The sequence below is a fragment of the Sinobaca sp. H24 genome (assembly GCF_023845525.1).
The window spans coordinates 1-15,386 of sequence record NZ_JALBWT010000041.1; the positions used below are offsets into that span (position 1 = coordinate 1).

Annotated in this window: 15 protein-coding genes and 4 pseudogenes; 15 read left to right on the forward strand and 4 right to left on the reverse strand. The window is 44.7% G+C overall.

Features of this window, described 5'->3' with window-relative positions:
• The 9 genes and pseudogenes from MMY81_RS28735 to MMY81_RS28775 all read left to right on the forward strand — a co-directional run.
• Positions 1-753 (forward strand): glycosyltransferase family protein (locus MMY81_RS28735; RefSeq protein ID WP_252315509.1); only part of this gene is annotated, 753 nt, incomplete at its 5' end.
• Between the two features lie 21 nt (positions 754-774).
• Positions 775-1,275: a sulfotransferase domain-containing protein gene (locus MMY81_RS28740; protein WP_252315510.1), complete on the forward strand. Its 501-nt coding sequence runs from the start codon at positions 775-777 to the stop codon at positions 1,273-1,275.
• 83 nt (positions 1,276-1,358) lie between these two features.
• Positions 1,359-1,676, forward strand: a complete 318-nt coding sequence (locus MMY81_RS28745; protein WP_252315511.1) for a hypothetical protein — start codon at positions 1,359-1,361, stop codon at positions 1,674-1,676.
• A gap of 160 nt (positions 1,677-1,836) precedes the next feature.
• Entirely contained in the window at positions 1,837-2,826 is a 990-nt protein-coding gene (locus MMY81_RS28750) for a PIG-L deacetylase family protein (RefSeq protein WP_252315512.1), read from the forward strand.
• 17 nt (positions 2,827-2,843) lie between these two features.
• Complete coding sequence (locus MMY81_RS28755; RefSeq protein ID WP_252315513.1) at positions 2,844-3,590, forward strand: O-antigen ligase family protein; 747 nt, start codon at positions 2,844-2,846, stop codon at positions 3,588-3,590.
• Positions 3,591-3,696: 106 nt separating this feature from the next.
• A pseudogene (locus MMY81_RS28760) lies at positions 3,697-4,222 on the forward strand (O-antigen ligase family protein).
• A 14-nt stretch (positions 4,223-4,236) separates the two neighbouring features.
• On the forward strand, positions 4,237-4,734 hold the full coding sequence (pssD, locus tag MMY81_RS28765; RefSeq protein WP_252315515.1) for a PssD/Cps14F family polysaccharide biosynthesis glycosyltransferase: 498 nt from the start codon (positions 4,237-4,239) through the stop codon (positions 4,732-4,734).
• The gene (pssE, locus tag MMY81_RS28770; RefSeq protein ID WP_252315549.1) at positions 4,715-5,185 is read left to right on the forward strand and encodes a PssE/Cps14G family polysaccharide biosynthesis glycosyltransferase; all 471 of its coding nucleotides are present in this window, start codon (positions 4,715-4,717) and stop codon (positions 5,183-5,185) included. The genes pssD and pssE overlap by 20 nt, the downstream gene beginning before the upstream one ends.
• Before the next feature lie 19 nt (positions 5,186-5,204).
• Positions 5,205-6,158, forward strand: a complete 954-nt coding sequence (locus tag MMY81_RS28775; protein WP_252315516.1) for a GNAT family N-acetyltransferase — start codon at positions 5,205-5,207, stop codon at positions 6,156-6,158.
• A gap of 50 nt (positions 6,159-6,208) precedes the next feature.
• Here the strand turns inward: MMY81_RS28775 and MMY81_RS28780 are convergent, their stop codons facing one another.
• The 4 genes and pseudogenes from MMY81_RS28780 to MMY81_RS28795 form a co-directional block, all read right to left on the reverse strand.
• Positions 6,209-7,033, reverse strand: coding sequence for a hypothetical protein (locus MMY81_RS28780; RefSeq protein WP_252315517.1), 825 nt, complete (start codon positions 7,031-7,033; stop codon positions 6,209-6,211).
• A 79-nt stretch (positions 7,034-7,112) separates the two neighbouring features.
• The gene (locus MMY81_RS28785; protein ID WP_252315518.1) at positions 7,113-7,685 is read right to left on the reverse strand and encodes an LCP family protein; all 573 of its coding nucleotides are present in this window, start codon (positions 7,683-7,685) and stop codon (positions 7,113-7,115) included.
• Between the two features lie 25 nt (positions 7,686-7,710).
• The gene (locus tag MMY81_RS28790) at positions 7,711-8,397 is read right to left on the reverse strand and encodes an LCP family protein (protein ID WP_252315519.1); all 687 of its coding nucleotides are present in this window, start codon (positions 8,395-8,397) and stop codon (positions 7,711-7,713) included.
• 258 nt (positions 8,398-8,655) lie between these two features.
• Positions 8,656-9,288: pseudogene (locus MMY81_RS28795) on the reverse strand (YigZ family protein).
• 313 nt (positions 9,289-9,601) lie between these two features.
• Here MMY81_RS28795 and MMY81_RS28800 point away from each other — a divergent pair.
• The 6 genes and pseudogenes from MMY81_RS28800 to MMY81_RS28825 all read left to right on the forward strand — a co-directional run bounded on the left by MMY81_RS28800 (position 9,602) and on the right by MMY81_RS28825 (position 15,319).
• A pseudogene (locus MMY81_RS28800) lies at positions 9,602-10,677 on the forward strand (sensor histidine kinase).
• A gap of 88 nt (positions 10,678-10,765) precedes the next feature.
• A pseudogene (locus MMY81_RS28805) lies at positions 10,766-11,469 on the forward strand (response regulator).
• A 105-nt stretch (positions 11,470-11,574) separates the two neighbouring features.
• On the forward strand, positions 11,575-12,423 hold the full coding sequence (locus MMY81_RS28810) for a DegV family protein (RefSeq protein ID WP_252315520.1): 849 nt from the start codon (positions 11,575-11,577) through the stop codon (positions 12,421-12,423).
• 419 nt (positions 12,424-12,842) lie between these two features.
• Complete coding sequence (locus MMY81_RS28815) at positions 12,843-14,153, forward strand: ATP-dependent helicase ComFA (protein ID WP_252315521.1); 1,311 nt, start codon at positions 12,843-12,845, stop codon at positions 14,151-14,153.
• Positions 14,154-14,912 (forward strand): ComF family protein, encoded by a 759-nt coding sequence (locus tag MMY81_RS28820; protein ID WP_252315522.1) that lies wholly within the window; start codon positions 14,154-14,156, stop codon positions 14,910-14,912.
• On the forward strand, positions 14,909-15,319 hold the full coding sequence (locus tag MMY81_RS28825; RefSeq protein WP_252315523.1) for a TIGR03826 family flagellar region protein: 411 nt from the start codon (positions 14,909-14,911) through the stop codon (positions 15,317-15,319). Before MMY81_RS28820 ends, MMY81_RS28825 begins: the two co-directional genes overlap by 4 nt.
• The last annotated feature ends 67 nt before the right edge of the window (positions 15,320-15,386 follow it).

Sequence of the window (15,386 nt, forward strand, 5' to 3'; positions counted from 1 at the left end):
GATGACGATATTTGGGCGAACCGGAAGCTGGAGCTGCAGCTTAAAGCGTTTCATGAGCACCCGGAAGTCGGCTTGGTGAGCGGCAACAATATCGTGATTAATGATAAGAATGACATTGTCAGAAAAAGCGACCGCGGTGACAACATAAAGTACGAAAATGAAAAAGCACTGGAGAAAATAATGCTGGGCAATTTTATCGGCGGCGCGTCATTTCCTCTTATTAAAAGAGAAGTATTCGAAGAAGTCGAAGGATTTCAGAAGAACCTCAAGAGTGCCCAGGAGACAAATCTTTATTTAAGGATTATCGAGAAGGGTCATTCTGTTTATATGTGCAAAGAGCCGCTGCTGTTGTATAGAGTGCATTCGCAAAACAGAATCACCGACAGCTATGAACCCAAGCTGCAGGGGCTGGATCAGCTCTATCACTATAAGAAGGAACATTTCTTTTCACAGTTAACCGATGACGTAATCGACCGGGTGACGTACGAGCATCTTAAAAAAATCAGCATGGTGTACATGCAGCATAAAAAGTACTCCGAATTTATTGATGTCAAAGAACGTATTATGCGCGAGAATTTAAAAAAGCAGGAAAAGAATCAGTATATAAAAATAAGAATGGCTGTATTAAGAAATAAACTAGTCCGCACGTATCCGGGCCGAGTACTGAAAACAAGCCGGCAGAAGATAGAAACAAAAAAGCTGAACAAACAGTGGAAGCAGTATATAGACAACGAATTTATTGCCTACCGTTAAAAGACAGAAAGGAGTGCAAGGATGAAAAAAATGCCTAATTTTATAGTAGTCGGTGCTGCGAAAAGCGGCACGACCTCTTTATATAAGTACATAACACAGCATGAAGATGTATTTGTTCCGAAAGGAAAGGAACTGCGGTTTTTCTCAAACATGACAGGGGATTATCAGGGGCCGGGAGACGAGAGGTCCTGTAACCGCCGGATTATCAACAATGTAGAAGACTATAAGCGGCTTTTTGAAGACAGGCAGGAAAAGGCCCTGGGGGATATGTCGACGGAATATTTGTATTATCATGAAGAGAGCATTAAAAATATCAAAAAGCATACAGATGAGGATGTAAAGATCTTCATTATTTTAAGAAATCCTGTAGAACGGGCCTATTCTCATTACCTGCATATGGTAAGAGATGGAAGAGAGGACCTTTCCTTTGAAGAGGCAGTGGAAAAAGAAGAGGAAAGAAAAATAAAAACTGGGCGTGGCACTGGGGCTATACAACAAATGGTTTTTATTATGAACAGGTAAAAGATTACCTCACTCATTTTCCGAACGCCACGGTTTATATTTATGATGATCTGAGAAAAGATCAGGAATCGATTATTAACGACATGTTCAACAAGCTCGACGTGGAGCCGATTCCGCTTAACACAAATCTGGAACACAACGTATCCGGTATTCCAAAGAACAGAAAGCTGCACACTTTGTTAAATAAACCAAACAGATTTCTAGGTCTTCTCAAACGAGGAGCCGGTTTGGTAAATAAAGAGGATGCCTTATTTGAGCGGCTGCAGAAAATAAGCAGAAACAACCTGGAAAAACCGAAGATGAAAGAAGAAACGCGAAAAGAGCTTGTGAAACGCTACGAACCGGATGTAGCAAAGCTGGAAAAACTGCTGGACAGAGATTTAAGCAGCTGGAAGCAGTAAAAGCCGGGCTGGTTCGAACAATATATAGGCGGATGTCACATGTCTCTATATGAAACATTTTTGATATGTTAAAATTTATAAAAGAAATGGAAAAAGACGAATAGTACTGCATCTTCTATTTTATGGATGCAGCTTATATATGTGATCGGCAGGGCATGGCGTGCCTGCTGAGAGAAACGGAAGATGTCAGGCTGCGGTTCTTAAAAAGCACCTGCAGGAAAGGGGATCTCGTGCATCGATGGGGGTAAAGAAATATATCATTAAAGTAGGAGGCCTGCCGTTAAAGCCAATTACTTCAAACATACTGAAAAAAGCGTATAAAGGAACAATGAGACCGAAAGTAGTTAAAAACAAAGAAAAAATTGTTGTACTTGCTCCTCATGTAGACGATGAAACCATCGGTGTGGGAGGAACTATTCTCCAGCATGTTAATAGAGGAGCCGAGGTTCATGTAGTGCTGATAACGGATGGAAGTAACAGTGCCAGTGACCTTCCGTCCCATGCTTTAGTGGAAGAGCGTACCAAAGAACTGGAAAAAGTAACGCATATCCTGGGAATAAAAGACGTAACCTTTCTGCAGTTGGAAGATGGCAATATTGATCCAACCGACAAGGCAATGAAATACTTAAGGCAGGTCATTGAGGGTTTTTCTCCCGACATTATATATACGCCGACGTTTGTAGATGCCCATCCCGATCATACGGATACGTCTTTAATGCTTGCTGATTTATTAAAACGCTATACACCGCTTAAGACGACGATACGGCTATATGAAATTAATTCCCCGATTCCGCCGAAGTTTGTCAACTGCATCATAGATATTACCGACACGTTTAAAGAGAAGAAAAGGGCGCTGAATGTATTTAAATCCCAGGCGGTCGCTTTTGATGGATTCAGGAAATTAAACCAGTATAAGAGTAATTTAATAGAAGAGAAAAGCGTGGCCTACGCTGAAGTGTTTCTGGAACTGGATGTAGATGCTTTTCTTCAGTTTGCAGCATATATAAAAAAACAATCCTATACTTTCCGTAACACGTTTAAACAGGCTAATCGAACGGAAACACTGCTCTGGGCATTTTACTGGAACAGTCCATTCAAATGTAAAGTGTATGAGCGGGCTTTGGCCGCTAAGGAAGAAACGCAAGTTTGATTTGGAGGTAACACACAATGAGTGCACATAAGCTAAAAAAGATTCATTATTTTCTGGGTGCTCTCCTAATCGGATATATTTTACTACAGCCCTTTTTGGATGTATCTGCCTTTTTAGGCCTTCCGGTATCTACAATCATCCGGGCCGTGATTATTCCAATTGGTGTTTTATTTATTTTGACCATGCCTCATACGAAGTGGAAGACAGCCTCTGTTTTCTACATAACATTTTTAGCGATAGTCATGGCAGGGCATCTACTAAATAATATCATTGTAAAAGATCCGATAAGTCTGGGTGCTGAAGTTAATCATATTGTCAAAACCATCTATTTTCCGATCATGCTTATCGTTTACGCCATGTTGTTTTATTCTATGACGGCTGTATGGGACTTTCGTACAAAACTGGTGAAATACATAGTGATTAATACAGCGGTTGTGGCTTTCATTATTTTAATAGCCCATATTACGGGTACTGCTAAAAGCAGCTATCATAATGTGTTAAGAGACGGGCACACAGGCTGGTTTTTCTCCGGTAACGAATTAAGCGTTATTTTGGCAGTTGGTTTTAGTTTTGTTATGCTGGCGTTTTTATTAATAAGCACGAAACGGCTTAAATGGCTGATGCTTCCGGGAATGCTTCTGATCATCTGGAGTATGCTGAATATCGGAACCAAAGTAGCTCTCGGGGCTGCCGTGCTCATTCTGCTTCTGGAATTGCTGCTGCTTTTCTGGAAAAACGAAGAACAGGTTATTCGTTTCATTTAACCGGTATCATTTTACTGACTGTTATTACAGCTGCTGTTACCCCATTTACGCCTGTTATTACAAATATGGGGTACCTCTTGTAGGAAACGAGCCCAGTGAAGAACAGCTGGAGCAGGAAGCAGCAGATAATGAAAGCGTTCCGGCAGAAGAAGGGGAGGAAGAGGCAGAACCCGAGGCCGGCGAGTCAGCTGAACCCGGCGCTTCCCAGTCTTTCCTGTTCAGCGGACGAGAAGCAGTGCTTGATCAAACGGTGGAACAGTATAAAGAGGCTCCAATTTCCCAGAAGGTTCTCGGTATGGGAAGAGGAGGAAACTATACGTCCTATTCACGATTTATTGAAATGGACTTTATGGTTCTTTACGTTTGGCATTGTAGGCTTTTCTATATTAGTTTTTCCGATTTTTCTATTCGGTGCAGGGGCTGTTATGTATATAGTGAAAAATCGCCTGCTGATGAAGCCTGAAGTGCTGCTTTCCGGGCTGGCCGTTGTATTGGGTCTGGGAGCTTCCTTTACAGCCGGACATGTATTATCTTCTCCGGGATCGGGTATTTATGTACTACTCGCATTAGCTTACGTATTTTGCTTTTCGGCGTTTTATTCTACTTCTCTGTATAAGTCACGTGTGAAATAAGAAAGGAAGACAACATGAAAAAAAAGAAAAAGCTGCTTCTTATTTCTTCCATCGGGGGACATTTGACTCAGCTTCTGCAGCTGGAGCCTCTGTTCAGCCAATATGATTATCACCTTGTTACGGAAAAGTCCGAAATTACGCTTGCAATGAAGAAAAAATATCCTATGTCCTACCTTGTTTACGGGGCGCGGAACTATCCGATCCGTTATATTTTTAAATTCTCCTATAACATTGTTAAATCAGTTGCTTTATTTCTGAAACACCGGCCGGACGTTGTTATCACAACGGGTACCCATACGGCGGTTCCGATGTGCTATATTGCTAAGCTTTTCAGAAAAAAAGTAATCTTCATAGAAAGCTTTTCCAAATCGTCCTCAGCTAATTTATCAGGACGCATGGTTTATCCTATTGCTGATTTATTTGTGGTGCAGTGGGAATCGATGCTGGAAGTGTATCCGAAAGCGGTATATGGAGGACAATCTATTGATATTCGTGATTCTGGGAACCCATGAGCTGCCTTTCACCCGCCTGCTCCGTGAAGTGGAGCGGTTAAAAAAAGAAGGCCTGATTGAAGACGATATTATTGTTCAAAGCGGGCATACAAAGTTTGAAACGCCCCACATGAAGATGATCCCCTTTTTCAATTTTGAAGAAATGGATAAACTATTCGACGAAGCCCGCCTGATTATTACTCATGCGGGTACGGGATCTGTTATAACAGGATTGAAAAAAGGAAAGAAAGTGATTGCTGCCCCAAGACTTGAAAAGTATGGAGAGCATAATGACGATCATCAGCTGCAGCTGACAGGCACTTTTGTAGAGCAGGAGCATATTCTCAGCTGGGGAGATAGGGAAGATCTGCTGGAGCTTATTCATCTGGCAGACGCTTTTAACCCAAAGCCTTTTGAATCAAAGCAGCAGCAGATGTTTTCTCTGCTCAAGCAGTTTATCGACGAATCTTAAGCTGCGACGGGAGGTTTGTATGACGATCCGAGACTGTAAGCAAAGTGATAACGAATCGGTCCGACAACTATTTAAGAAAGTGTTTAATAAAGAGCATGCTGATTCCTATTGGGAATGGAAGTACAGACAACCGCCGGTCCCGCCCATTGTCCTTGTCTGGGAAGAGAATGGTACTATAACAGGGCATATTGCTGTTTGGGTGCTGCCTGCCTACGTGAAAGGGCAGCCTGCTGAAATAGGGCTGAGAATCGACACAATGGTTGACCCTGACGCGAGAGGAAAAGGAATCTACCGGCAGCTGAATCAAGAAATGATGAAGCGTGCGGCAGAGGCTGACATTCAAATGCTTTATGGCTTTCCATCCCCTATGGCGCAGGCTCCTCTGCTGAAATATACAGCTGCTTCCCATAAAACGGATATTGCAAGATGGATGACGACATTTCCTATCCTTTCTTCAGCAGGGAAGAAGAAACACGAGGGAGTGGTTGAACGGATAACAGCATTTGACTCCCGTTTCGATAAGCTGGCCGAAGCTGTGAAAGATCAGGCGGAGGTTCATGTAATGAAAAGCGCAGCGTTTTTGAACTGGCGCTATCAAAGCCATCCGGTACACTCCTATATTACGCTTGGCTTGTTTAAAGAGGGAAAGCTTAAAGGATTTATTGTAGTAAAAAAAGAGAAAAAAACGATAAAAAAGATTCCGGTAAACATCGGAAGTATTGTAGATATTTCAGCGGTTGAACAAAAGGATACCGACGCACTTCTCGCGCGTGGCATAGGTGAACTGAAGAGCTGTGCGGCTGTTCAGCTCTGGACGCTTCCCGGCTCAAAGCTGGAAACCTCTTTGAGAAAGCTGCGCTTTCAAAAGAAAGACCATCCGCTTCCGTTTGTCACCCATAATTTAACTCATGACGCTTCTCTGGATGAACCGGAAAACTGGTTAATTGCCCAGGGAGATGTTGATTCTTTTTAACTTTTGAAAACAATCAACAGCTGCATATAAAAAAAGAGGCCCTGCTTTCCTTATAAAGGAAGCACGGCCTCTTTTTTTATGAGATGATGGTGACAATAAAGCAAAGCTTCTTTAAATTTTTCTACTTCTGTATGTTTCAAAAACCCTTCACATGCCATTTTTTTCCTGCCTTCCAAATAAATTCGGTTGAGGGCATAGGCAAAGATAACATCATGAAGCGTAAGCTGATGGCGGTCGAGTATTTTTTGGAAGTCAGGATGATCAAACACGTCCAGCTTGATCACTTCAGTCCAGCTGATCTTTCGTTTCATTCCTTCTTTACGGAGCAGCAGGTGAAAAAGATCCAGAATGTAGGAACTCTGTTCCTTGTAATGCTCCCAGTCAATTAATTTTCTTTCATTGCTTTTCGTGAACACGATATTATTCGTATGAAGATCGCCATGAGCATCGGAAACAGGTAAATGAATCCGGGATGCTTTATGTATAATATCTTCGCTGGTCTGGGAATCGATACGATCAAATAATAGATGATCAAACAAATGATCCAGGTCGATGAGTTCATCCATTGGTTTGCTGTCAGGAGCTTCCGGCTGCAGCAGAGAAGTAAATGTTCTAAAAGATGCTTCTTCTAAGCTGTTAATGGTCCGGCCTTTTTCTACGATAAGCAGAGAGCCCGGGGTATGAAACTTTGGAATCAAGGAAGCGAGCGGTCCACCTTGTCGTGAGGCCTGTTTTAAACCGGCTCTTTTGTTGGATACTTTCGTCTTTGTCACATGGTTAAAAGGAATCTCGCATACATAAGACGTACTTTTAATCATTAACGGCCGTTTAGATTTATTTTTCAGTGATTTTTTCAGTGCAGTAATAGATAACATTGTGATACCCCCTGCTGTCTAGTATATAGGAAAGAAAGACAGTAAAAAAGACCCGGAAGCCGATTCCGGGTCTTTTCTGCTATTCATTTGTAGAATAGTAAGGTACCTGCTGTTGAGAAGTACTCTCTTCCTGGGACGATTCTGGGGTATTCTCTTCCTCAAATTCGTAGGATTCTTCTTCAGGCAGCTCTTCTTCGGGAGTATTCTGGCTTTGGGAAGGCTGCTGCTCTTCAGCTGGAGCGCCGTATTCGTTGGACTGTTGTTCTTCTTCAGCTGGAGCGCCGTATTCATCAGGCTGCTGTTCTTCAGCCGGTGCGCCATATTCGTTGGAAGACTCAGATCCGGAAGTAGGCTGTTCAGGCATCGCAGCACTTGTTATTTCGATATCAAGATGAGATTTTAATTCTTCTGCGATCTCCTGGCGGGAGCCTTCATCAATCTGATAATAATAAATGCCATCTATCGTCGCATCTGTACCGCCAAGCTGAAGGCTCTCTATATCATTAAGAGAACGGGAATAGCCCTGCAGCGACACGATATTTCCAAAAGTAAAGTTCATCCGCATATTGGAACGAACGCTGTCAAATACATCATCAAACTTATTTATAGAGGAAAAAGAGGCTGACTTATTGATTAACGATTCAATTACCATCTGCTGACGCTCGCCGCGTCCAAGGTCACCGCGGGGATCGCTCGCTTTTTCTCATACGGACGAATGCCAGTGCTTCTTCTCCGTCTAGTGTCTGTTCGCCTTCCTCAATTTGAATAGCGTCAGGATTGCTCTCGCTGTCCTGCTCAGAGAAGGCAATTGGTGAATCTACTTCAATGCCGCCAAGAGCATCAATGATTTCAACGAAAGCGACAAAATCAAGCTTTACGTAATAATCGACCGGAATATCAAAGAGATTTTCCACACTGTCTATAGCTAGATCCGTACCGCCATAAGCATGGGCATGGGTGATCTTATCTTCACCCTGTCCGGGGATATTAACAAGGGAATCTCTTGGGATGCTTGTCGTTTTTACGGTGTTTTCTTCTTTATTAAATGTAGCAAGTACCATGGCGTCCGTTCGGCCTTCCAGATTGGTTCCTTCTCTGTCATCAACGCCCATAATCAATACGGAAAAGTTATCCTCCTGCAGATCGACCGCTTCTGTGCGGAGCTCTGACTTCTCTCCGCGGTCCAATTCTTCCTGCGTGTCAGCTGTAACACTGCTGAGCTGAATAAGAAAATAACCGACGGCTACTGCAACAGCGAGAATACCAAGTATTCCCAGAACCCCGAAAATTTTGATAACTCTCCGGCGGCGGCGTACTTTTTTATTTCGCCGCTGTAATCTTGTTTCTTCATTTATATCTGCCATGTAATTAATTGCTCCCTCATATATGAAGTTCTAATCGTGTCTGATGCATTTTAATAGATGTAGCTTTCTTATCGGTGTCTGTTCAAGGCCTGTACTCCTTTACGGCTTTGCTAAAAGCAAATAGCCAGTGCTTTTCATTCTACAGAAAGACCTTGCGTTAGTAAATATAGGATATTTATATTTTATCTCCTTTATGTAAGACGCTGTAATAAACATTTTGTTACAGAAAAAGAATAATCCTTTTCGGGACGAAAAGGATTATTCCAGTAATTTTTCAAGAAAAGCTGTTTTCCCCTCTGTTACCGCTGCCTGTCCATTGGAGAGTTCGGTGATCCAGGCAGTAAATGTTTTCGTTTCCTCAATCGATACATACGTGTCGATGAGTACATTTTCTTCGTAGCGTATCTCTTTGAGCTGATAAGCTGAGCGGCGTATATCATTTTCAAGCTTTCCGAGCAAGGTATAATCAGCAGCTGTCGTCATGATCCGGGTGCGGATTCTTTCGACGATACCGACTGCAGAGATGGCTTCCGTAACGGAGCTGCCGTAAGCGCGGATTAAACCGCCTGCACCAAGCTTGATCCCGCCGAAATATCTCGTAACGACCACGACTGTATTTTTCAATTCTCGTTTCTTTAGGACGTCCAGCATAGGAACACCGGCTGTACCACTCGGCTCTCCGTCGTCATTTGCTTTTTGGATGTGGTCCTGTTCGCCTATAAGATAGGCAGAACAGTTATGATTGGCATTTTTGTGCTCCTTTTTTATCTCTGTAATAAAAGACTGCGCCTCCTCTTCTGTATAGGCACGACCGACAAAAGTAATAAGCGGGACTTCTGGATAACGATTTCATGGCTCCGGTTCTTTAACGGTGTAATAAGATGTAAGCATATGGTAACTCCTTCTAGTTATGTCATCACACTATAATCATATTGTAAAACAACGTAAAAATAATAAATGTATGATTTATAAAGACATTTTACGAGAATGTTTAAAATAGGAACAAATTATTTTTTTAAAACCTGTAATAGGTAATTCAGAATGTGCTAAACTAATCATAGCAAAGCATTATCTAAGGCTGAGGCCATGGAAACGCGCTGCTAAAAAATCATTCTTTCCCCTTGGAATACATTAGGTAAAGGATGTAAAAAGGTGAGGGGTATCCTTGGTATGGAAACCTGCTTTAGATGAAGTAGTAAAGAAAATGCTCGGTACTGGACCTAAGCAAACGCCAGCTTTTTGATTCGGCGAGCAGTCGCGGTCCGAATTTGACGCATTGAATGATGAATTAAGAGAGATAAAGAAAAAAGTAGCAGCGACGATTGAAGCTTCAGACAAAATGGAAGTCCGCGCCGTATTGCAGAAACAGATTAGCGCAGATGAGCCGGGCTTTCAAGGAATACAGCGACAAAGATGTGCAAATGCCTATGAAAAAGCGAACGCTCTCAAGTAGAGCTGCGGTTATACGCCAGGAAGAAAAACAGCTGCGGGAGAGGCGAGATTACATTGAACGCCGGATCGTGATTCTGCAGGAGCAGATCGGGAAAGGAAACGCTTATTCACCAGGTATCGGTCGTGTATAATTTTTTGGATGGAGATTTAAAAGACGTTGGGGAACTGGTGGCAAACGCACAGGAAAGACAGCGTTTCAGCTTAAAGATTATTGAAGCTCAGGAAGAAGAGCGCAAGAAGGTCGCCCGTGAAATTCATGACGGGCCTGCACAGATGCTGGCCAATGTGATGCTGCGCTCTGAACTTGTCGAGCGTGTGTACAACGATAAAGGCATCGAACCGGCGCTTGAGGAAATAAGGGATGTCCGTTATTTGATCAAGGACAGCCTGGCAGAAGTAAGGCGCATTATTTATGATCTGCGCCCAATGGCGCTGGATGATCTCGGCTTGATTCCAGCGCTGCGGAAGTACCTGCAGACGATAGAAGAACGAACCGGAATGACGATTTATTTCCGGGAGCTCAGTACAGCAGTCCGCCTTCCGCCGCATTTGGAAATCGCGTTATTTCGTTTAATACAGGAAGCCGTCCAGAATACATCCAAGCATGCAGAAGCCAATATAGTACGTGTGAACCTGGAAGTGCGACATGATTTTGTGACCGCTTTAATTAAAGATAACGGCAAAGGATTTGAAACAGATAAGTCAAAGGAAAATTCATTTGGCATTGTCGGTATGAAAGAAAGAGTTCTGGCCCTGAACGGAGAAATACGTGTCCAGTCGGAGCCTGGAAAAGGAACGACGATTATCATCAAAGTACCGCTTGAATGAAAACCCGCTAAAAAGATGCGGCTGAAACATGCTGGACACATAGGTCTAATAGACTGGCCCGAGGTATGTATTCGAAAGGATGAATGTGATGATACAAGAGCATATTAAATTAGTATTAATTGATGACCACCAGCTTTTCCGCGAAGGTGTGAAGCGGATTTTGAACATGGAAGATAATTTCGAAGTAGTCGGTGAAGGCGATGATGGCGAACAGGCCATTACGCTCGTAGAAGAAAAGGAGCCGGACGTCGTACTAATGGACATTAACATGCCGAACATAAATGGCGTAGAAGCGACCAGACAGCTTCTTGAGCGTTTTCCAAAAGTAAAAGTGCTGATCCTTTCGATTCACGACGATGAAACGTATGTGACGCATGTTCTGAAATCAGGCGCTTCCGGTTATCTTCTTAAAGAAATGGATGCCGATGCGCTGATTGAAGCGGTAAAAGTAGTTGGATCAGGAGGCGCCTATATCCACCCGAAGGTTACCCAGAACCTGATTAAGGAATACCGCCGCCTGGCCCTTGGTACAGAAGGCGAAATGGAGCCGGAGGAAATCGGCTACCGTGAGGTGGAATACCGGAAGCCTCTTCATATTTTAACAAGACGCGAGTGCGAAGTACTTCAGCTGATGACAGACGGGTACAGCAACCGGATGATCGGGAAGCACTCTATATCAGTGAAAAAACGGTGAAAAACCACGTAAGTAATATTCTTCAGGAAATGAATGTGAACGACCGTACTCAGGCCGTTGTCGAAGCGATTAAAAAAGGCTGGGTTAAAGTCAGATAAGGCAGCTGTTATAATAAGAAAAGGAAGCCGGAGGTGTCATGCATCTTCGGCTTTTCTAATCCTGCCGGAGAGACTATTATTCTATAAAAAAAGCGAGGAACATGTATGACACAGATTGCAATCGTTACCGACAGCACCGCCTACCTGGCAGAGGACGTCAGAGAGGCCCATAATATATCTGTTATTCCATTAAGTGTCGTTTTTGGCGATGATGCCTATCGGGAAGAAATAGATATCACGAAAAACGAATTTCTGGATAAAATGAAACATGCCGAAGACCTGCCCACTACTTCACAGCCGCCGATTGGTGAGTTCATCGCGCTTTTTGAAGAACTGAGCAAAGACTATGAAGCAGTGATCACCATTCACCTATCAAGCGGTATCAGCGGAACCTACCAGACCGCCTGTGCTGCCGCAGAGCAGGTGAGCGATAAAGTAGAAGTCTACTGTTTTGACTCAGAAATAAGCTGTATGCCGCAGGGGTTTTACGCGATCCGGGCAGCGGAAATGAGCGAAGCCGGACACACCGTAGATGAAATTCTTGATGTGCTGAACGAAATGAAAAAGCGCACGAAAGCATACTTTGTTGTAGACAATCTAAATCATCTGCACCGCGGCGGCCGATTGAACGGCGCCCAGGCTATTGTCGGAAGTCTGCTGCAGATTAAGCCCGTGCTTCATTTTGAAGATACGAAGATTGTTCCGTTTGAAAAAGTACGAACGGCCAAAAAAGCCATTGCCCGTATTTATGATATTTTTGCAGAGGACATTAAAAACAGCACTTCCGTGCAGGCGACGGTGATTCATTCCAACCGCGCTGAAAAAGCAGAACAGATGAAAAAAGAACTTTCCCAGGCCCACCCTCAGGCCGATGTTGTTGTAAGCGAGTTTGGTCCGGTCATCGCAACCCACCTCGGCGAAGGTGCTTTAGCACTTGGCTGGTACAGCAGATAATCCAAAATGGCGTATTTTGTACAGAAATTTTTACAGGGGACGCTTCCCGCAGGCCATGCCTCAGCTGAAGAGGAAAGTGCTCTCTTCCTCTTCACCTATGGCTGTTCTATCGGAGTCGCTCCTGTCATTTTTTTGTGTATAAACGTACAAGAAGCAATGATTTTCAGATCATCCAATGGCAGGCGCCGGCCTGCCGTTTTCTTCATTATAATCCCCCTCAATTAAAGGAGTGACCCCTCATACATATCCATCCCTTTCTCTCCAAATCCGGAGAAACACGCTATCTTCCTGTAACAAATGATCCCACCGCTTTACGAAGTATCGATATCCTCCCCGCCATTTCAACTATTACAGCGGACGCTGATTTTACCGATCCTTTCTATCATTCGCTCTGCGCTCAGCTGGCCGGCAGGGAACTTATGCTCGAAGAAATCGATAAACCGTTGGATGTGCTGCTGCCTTTTTTGAAAGCCGGTCATATTGTGATGCATCCTGGTTTGTCGAAAGCTGGAAATGGTTACGAGTGCCGGCGCTGTCTGGAAAAAGATCCCGGTCTGTTTGCGGCATTTATGTGCGCGCGCTGTGGTCAGCGCTGCCACTACTGTAGAACCTGTCTGGAAATGGGTCGCATGGACACGTGCCGGATCCTGTTTTCCTGGAATGGAAGAATGGCACCAATGCAAAGGCATGCGACCCTGCAGTGGAAAGGGGAGCTCTCGCCGGGCCAGCAGACAGCATCCGATACGCTCTGTCAGGCGATTGCTGAACGGACGGAGCTTCTTATCTGGGCCGTGTGCGGGGCAGGAAAAACAGAGATTCTCTTCCGGGGCATAGAAAGCGCCTGTCAGGCGAAAAAACGAGTGCTGTTGACGACTCCGCGGGCCGATGTGGTGATGGAACTGCTTCCACGCATCCGTGCGGCTTTTCCTGGACTTATCGTGAAAGGCCTGTACGGAGGAAGTGAAGAACGGTTCGGGTATGCTGATATTCATGTAGCCACCACGCATCAGACGAGACGTTTCCGTGATGCTTTTGATGTCGTAATTATTGATGAGATCGATGCGTTTCCCTTCTCCTACGACCGTTCCCTTAAGCTGGCCGTCGATAAGGCGGCAGCACCTGATGCTGCACGCATCTACTTAACGGCCACTCCTTCCAGCGATTTAAAAAAACAGGCGCGCTCCGGTTCGCTTCCGTTTGTACAAATTCCGGTCCGCTATCACGGTTCTGCCCTTCCTGTTCCGACGATGCAGTGGATAGGGAATTGGAAGAAAGTACTGAAAAAAGACCGGCTTCCGTCGGCTCTGCTTGCCTGGTGCGGAAGAAAAGTAAAAGCAGAAATCCCGGTATTTGTATTCGTTTCTTCTGTCAATCAGGCAGAGACGGTTTCGCGGCTGCTTGCTGAAAAATGGGAAGGAACCATAGGTGTGCATGCGGCGGATTCCCTTCGTCATGAAAAAGTGCAGCAGTTCCGGGAGAAACAGATTCCTATCTTAGTCACGACGACGATTTTGGAGCGCGGCGTAACGATTAAAGGGGCAGAGGCGGCGGTGCTCGGTGCGGAGGAAGATATATTTGACGAAAAAGCGCTTGTTCAGATTGCCGGCCGTGTCGGCCGGAGCGCGGACCAGCCGGGCGGAGACGTAATGTACTTTCATTACGGAAAAACAGCGGCGATGCTGGATGCGGTCCGGCATATTGAGTCGATGAACAAACAGGGAGGAAGATAAATGACAGGGAAGCGGCGTTGTTTGTATTGTATGAAACAAATGGAAGAGCGGCTCTCCTGGCATGATCTGATCAGCCTCGATAATGATCCGGTCTGTGCGGACTGCCGGACGCTTTTTACTCTGATCCATTCCAGAGACTGCGGCATCTGCGGCCGCGGAAAAGATGAACAGAGTGCTCCGTTTTTTCAGGATTCGTGCTGCGGAGATTGTGCAGCCTGGACGCAGAAGGACATAGGAAAGGCGCTTGATCATAATATATCGCTGTATCATTATGATGAAGCGATGCAGAAGTGGATGGCGCGCTGGAAATACCGAGGCGACCCTGCGCTGACAGTCGTATTTCAAAAAGAGTGGATCCGGACCTGGGAGCGCTCCTTCTCCTCATGGAAGGTGATGGCGCTGCCTTCGGGAAGCGCAAGAATGCAGGAAAGAGGCTTTAATCAGGCACAGCTGCTGGCGGAGCTGCTTCCGGTTTCTAGGATAAAAGGGCTGGAAAAGAAAGATGAACCGAAAAAACAGAGCAAAAGTACTAAAAATCAACGAGAAAACCTGATGTATCAGCCTTTTTATCTGACGAATCAGCAAAAAGATATATTTCGTAGTGAAAAAATTCTACTCGTGGACGATATATATACTACAGGGACCACCGTCAGAAAAGCAGCGTCTGTTCTGCGCAGTGCAGGTGCTGAGCAGGTTGCTTCGCTCACGCTTGCCAGAAGTACGGGTGCCCTTTCCAGAAAAGAGGAGAAAGCCCAATGAGCCAGCTTGAAAACTGCAGCGTCTGCGAGCAGCTGTACGTACGAACCGTACGCAATATCTGCCCGTCCTGCCATAAAAAACGCGAAGACCGGTTTCAGGCCGTCTATACGTTTATTCGTAAAAAACAGAACCGCCAGGCAACAATGGCCGATATTTCAGAAGCCGTTGATGTAGAGGAAAAAGAAATTATTCAATTTATTAAAGAAGGCAGGCTGGAGCTGAAGTCCTTTCCGCAGCTGTTTTATCCATGTGCATCCTGCGGGGAAGGCATCCGGGAAGGCAAAATCTGCAGCAGCTGTCATATCCGCCTGAAAACGGATTTGGAACAGGAAACATACGAACAGGAGCGCTCCGAACGGCTCCGGGAAGAACATGCAAACATTTATCGGTCGAAACCGGCCCGGTAGTCATGTAATAATAGAAAAATCAGCCGATATAAGAAAGACAGCAGCATAGATCGGACTTATCAGAGGA